The organism is Rhodococcus sp. IEGM 1370 (genome assembly GCF_033142325.1).
GTDB lineage: Bacteria > Actinomycetota > Actinomycetes > Mycobacteriales > Mycobacteriaceae > Rhodococcoides.
This window is the reverse complement of the sequence record NZ_JAWLRY010000045.1, coordinates 1-3,900: the sequence shown is the minus strand read 5'-3', so window position 1 is coordinate 3,900 and position 3,900 is coordinate 1. Positions and strand designations below refer to the sequence as shown.

Genomic DNA, 3,900 nt, shown 5'->3' with positions numbered 1-3,900 from the left:
CACCGCAGCCAGAGGCAGCAGCGGCCCGTCGGATTGACCGAATGCGATGCGGCCCCAAGGGAAGCCGCCGAACGGGATCGATCCTTCTGTCGGTTCGGCGGAATGGTGGCTCGATCAGTACGTGAAGACGCGACGCTCCGGGCGAAGGGCCAGTCGTGTCCACAGCCCGGTGAGAACCACGGCGGTGAGCAGCCCGATCAGCGCGCCAGGGCCGGGGCCGGCGAGAGTTGAACTGTCGTGAGCGGACTGGCGTGTCCAGATGGACAACATCGCCAGGACCGAAGTGCTGGCGCATCCTGCGGCGGCGAGAACGATCAGATGGATCATTCGGGTATGGAGTGCGGCGGCTGAGCAGATCAGACAGAAGATCACACCGGCATGGGCGGCAATGACAGCGACGATGCTGGTCGATTCCGCCTGCGCCGCTGCATTGTTGAGCAATGTTGCCCAGCCCGTTGCCTCGCCCGACTGGCCCAGGCACAGACCCAGCCCTGCTACGGCGATCACTGTAGCCGCACGCAGGCGCTCGTGGGCAGCCATCTCTACCGTCGCCAGCACTCGTCGTTCGATGGCCTCGAACATGGGCCGATAGTGGCGAAGATCGTCGTGCACTTCGAACCCTCCCGTGAACTGCGGTATCGGCCGCATCCGTCGGCCGCGTCCTGTGTCGGCGCAGCTCATGACCGGTCGACCACCAGTCGCACCGCGGGCGGAGAAAGTTCCCGGATCGACGCGGGAACTTCGGCACCCGCGGATGCGACTGACTGTAGGTACCGCGGCGATGACGTCGGTACGAATCCGCCCGGTGGCTGACCGGGCGTGCTGCGCAGGAGTGCGTGGCCGGGCCGGTCGTGCGGCGCGGCCACGCACAGCGCGATCACTTCACGTTCGCTGACGCGGCGACACCAGTTCACTGTTCGCCGAGGTATCCCTCCCGGGTCGTCAGGATGTAGCGGGGTACCGACGCAGCCGGAGGCTGTTCGATACGACGAAGAACGACGAGAACGCCATGGCAGCGCCCGCGAGGAGCGGGTTGAGCAGACCTGCGGCCGCTATGCGGATGGCAGCGATGTTGTACCCGAACGCCCACACCATGTTTCCCTTGATGGTCGCCAGTATGGCCTTGGCCAGCCCCAACGAATCGACCACATCGCCGAGGTCGTCGCGGACGACTATGATGTCCCCGGACCGATGGCGACATCGGTGCCCGCGCCGATCGCCAAACCGAGATCCGCGCTCGCCAACGCCGGCCCGTCGTTGATGCCAGCTTCCGCCTGTCGAGGACTTCGTCGCGGTGCCCGGAATGGGAACCCACGGCCGGGTCCACGGGCGCTCGTCGAGATCGGTCGTAGACGAGGGGCGTTCCTTCCAGTCGGTGCGGTGGGGCGGGTACCCCGGTGCGGTCAGGCACGGGGGCGGGTGGTCACAGACGTGAGGTTCCGCGGACGATGTCACCCTCGATGTAGGTGAATCCGACTCCGCGGCCGTCACGGAGCGCGAAGTGGTATTCTGCGGGGACCCAGACGGTATCGAAGTGCGACGCCGGCCGCCCCTGCCGCGTCTGCCGCGTCTGTTGTCGTACAACCATATTCGGCGCGATCAGGGATGGCCGGCGGTTACGAGATCGACCTACGCATACCGGCGGCGGGCGTCGTCGATCTGGTCGGTGCACAGCAAGTGTGGATCGGGAAGGGGTTCGCCGGACGCATGGTAACCCTGTGGGCCGACCTCGCCAGCATCCACGCCGTGATCGACGGTTTGGTGGTCACCACGGTTGGAGCTTGTCAAGTTATCTGTGAGCGAATTTGCTTTCAGGTGAGATAAGGGTCGAGTCTGTCCGGATAGTTGATCACGAGCGCGCCGAGCGCTTGTTTCCAACCGGTCGTCAGAGATCCTTCGATCAGTCTGTTGACCTCCCTGCCGGTGCGGGGTGCGAGTCGATCTTTGCTCAGGCGGTCTCTCTCCCGGGCGCGCTTGTCCTCGATGCTGCAGATCGCGAGCCACAGAAGCTTCACTGCCGCTTGATCATTGGGGAAGTGTCCGCGGTTTTTGATGATCTTGCGAAGTTGATAGTTGAGCGATTCGATGGCATTGGTGGTGTAGATGATCTTCCGGAGCGCCGGTGGGAAAGCCAGGAACGGGATGAACCGCTCCCACGCGCTCTCCCACGTCCGCACCGCTGTCGGATACTTGACACCCCACTGCGAGGATTTGAAGTCGTCGAGTGCAGCTTGGGCCGCATCGACGGTGGGTGCGGTGTAGATCGACCGGAGCGACGACGCCACCGCTTTGCGGTCGCCGTAGGCCACGAACCGCATCGACGCGCGGATCAGGTGGACGGTGCACGTCTGCACGACGGTGTGCGGCCACGTCGCTTCGATGGCGTCGCCGAATCCAGTGAGGCCGTCCGTGCAGGCGATCAGGACGTCTCTGACGCCACGATTTGCCAGCTCAGCGCAGATCCCGGCCCAGAACTTCGCCCCTTCGTGTTCTTGAACCCAGATCCCCAACACGTGTTTGATGCCGTCGAGGTCGACACCGACGGCGATGTGCGCAGCCCTGTTGGTGACCTGCTGACCGGACCTGATTTTGACCACGATCGCATCGAGATAGAGGATCGGATAGATCGGATCGAGTGGCCGGCGCTGCCATTCGAGGACTTCCTCGAGGACCGAGTCGGTAATCTTGGAAATGGTCTCGCGGGAAATTTCGGTACCGATGGTCGAGGCAAGATGATGCTCGATGTCGCGCACTGTCATGCCGCCGGCGTAGAGCGCGACGATCATGTCATCGAGCCCACCGATCCTGCGCGCACCACGCGGGACCAGGGTTGGAACGAACGTGCCGTCGCGGTCGCGGGGGATTGCCAACGGCACATCGCCGACTTCGCTCGACACGGTCTTGCTGCTGAAACCGTTGCGAGCGTTGGGAAGTAGACGGCCGGCAAGGTCGCCCTTGTCGTATCCGAGGTGCTCGGTGAGTTCGGTCTGCAGTCCGCGCTCGAGAACCGCCTTGACCATCTCCTGCAGGAACCCGCCCTGCCCGGTGATCTGCAGCTGGCCCGTGTCGATCTTGGCCATCACCTCGTCGAGGGCACCCGAGGCCTTCAAGGCGTCGAAGGCGCTGAGCTCAGCCCGATCGTTCGTGTCATCTGCATGATTGCCGTCCACAGTCATGGTCACGATGATGCTCCATCCGTGTCAGTCCGTTCTTACACAAACCATCTGACACGCCCCACGGTGTGCCTCCCAGCTGACGAGCGCCGACCTCGACCGGTTGACCATGCGCGGCGCACGTGCAGGGCAGACTGCGCCGGCACTGCCCGCGTTCGATCCGAGTGCCCGCTTGCGCACTGCGGCACCGATCGAGGTCGATCGCACCGCCACCCGCGATGGACTGATCACCCTGCTCGGCCATCAGCTCGCATTGGGTCCGGACACCGCCGGAACCCGCATCACCCTCAGAATCGAGGGCGGTCTCATCCACGCCATCGCCGGTAACCATGTGATCAAGACCTTGCCGAATCCGTTGATCAGCAACGATAACCGCCAACTGACCCGCGTGCGTCGAGCAACGACGCTCCTCCCGCCGCCCTCGGGCCCCCAACGCGTGCACCGGAAAGTGCCGATAGACGGTGTCGTCATGGTCGACGGCCAGAGATTGCCCGTCGGCCGCACACACGCCGGAACCATCCTCACCGTGGTCGTCGAGGATCACCATTTCCGAGTTCTCGACGGCCCCACAAAACTCTCACTGCACGCCGGAACCACCACCAAACCGATCCGAAACTTCAACGCCCACCCGACCCCGAGACCGTTAACGATGGGACTGTCTGAATAACGGTTGATCCGGTCCTTGGTTCGACACGCCGAGCTCAGCTTGGTGGGAAGGATCGACGAT

Annotated in this window: 4 protein-coding genes and 1 pseudogene; 1 reads left to right on the top strand and 4 read right to left on the bottom strand. The window is 63.9% G+C overall.

What is annotated here, in order from left to right; genetic code table 11:
• Positions 1-114: 114 nt before the first annotated feature.
• The 4 genes and pseudogenes from R4P47_RS24825 to R4P47_RS24810 all read right to left on the bottom strand — a co-directional run bounded on the left by R4P47_RS24825 (position 115) and on the right by R4P47_RS24810 (position 3,176).
• Entirely contained in the window at positions 115-582 is a 468-nt protein-coding gene (locus R4P47_RS24825; RefSeq protein ID WP_051048272.1) for a hypothetical protein, read from the bottom strand.
• 360 nt (positions 583-942) lie between these two features.
• Positions 943-1,265 (bottom strand): annotated as a pseudogene (locus R4P47_RS24820) (cation-transporting P-type ATPase); the annotation flags it as partial.
• 158 nt (positions 1,266-1,423) lie between these two features.
• A complete protein-coding gene (locus R4P47_RS24815) occupies positions 1,424-1,588 on the bottom strand; it encodes a hypothetical protein (protein ID WP_155288693.1) in 165 nt (54 codons plus the stop codon).
• Positions 1,589-1,811: 223 nt separating this feature from the next.
• Positions 1,812-3,176, bottom strand: a complete 1,365-nt coding sequence (locus tag R4P47_RS24810) for an IS256 family transposase (RefSeq protein WP_317786061.1) — start codon at positions 3,174-3,176, stop codon at positions 1,812-1,814.
• A 106-nt stretch (positions 3,177-3,282) separates the two neighbouring features.
• Here R4P47_RS24810 and R4P47_RS24805 point away from each other — a divergent pair, with 106 nt between their 5' ends.
• Positions 3,283-3,840 (top strand): hypothetical protein, encoded by a 558-nt coding sequence (locus R4P47_RS24805; RefSeq protein ID WP_317786060.1) that lies wholly within the window; start codon positions 3,283-3,285, stop codon positions 3,838-3,840.
• The last annotated feature ends 60 nt before the right edge of the window (positions 3,841-3,900 follow it).

Coding starts and splice junctions, on each gene's coding strand:
- R4P47_RS24825 (WP_051048272.1), bottom strand. CDS start 582: ATGTTCGAGGCCATCGAACGACGAGTGCTGGCGACGGTAGAGATGGCT.
- R4P47_RS24815 (WP_155288693.1), bottom strand. CDS start 1,588: ATGGTTGTACGACAACAGACGCGGCAGACGCGGCAGGGGCGGCCGGCG.
- R4P47_RS24810 (WP_317786061.1), bottom strand. CDS start 3,176: ATGACTGTGGACGGCAATCATGCAGATGACACGAACGATCGGGCTGAG.
- R4P47_RS24805 (WP_317786060.1), top strand. CDS start 3,283: ATGCGCGGCGCACGTGCAGGGCAGACTGCGCCGGCACTGCCCGCGTTC.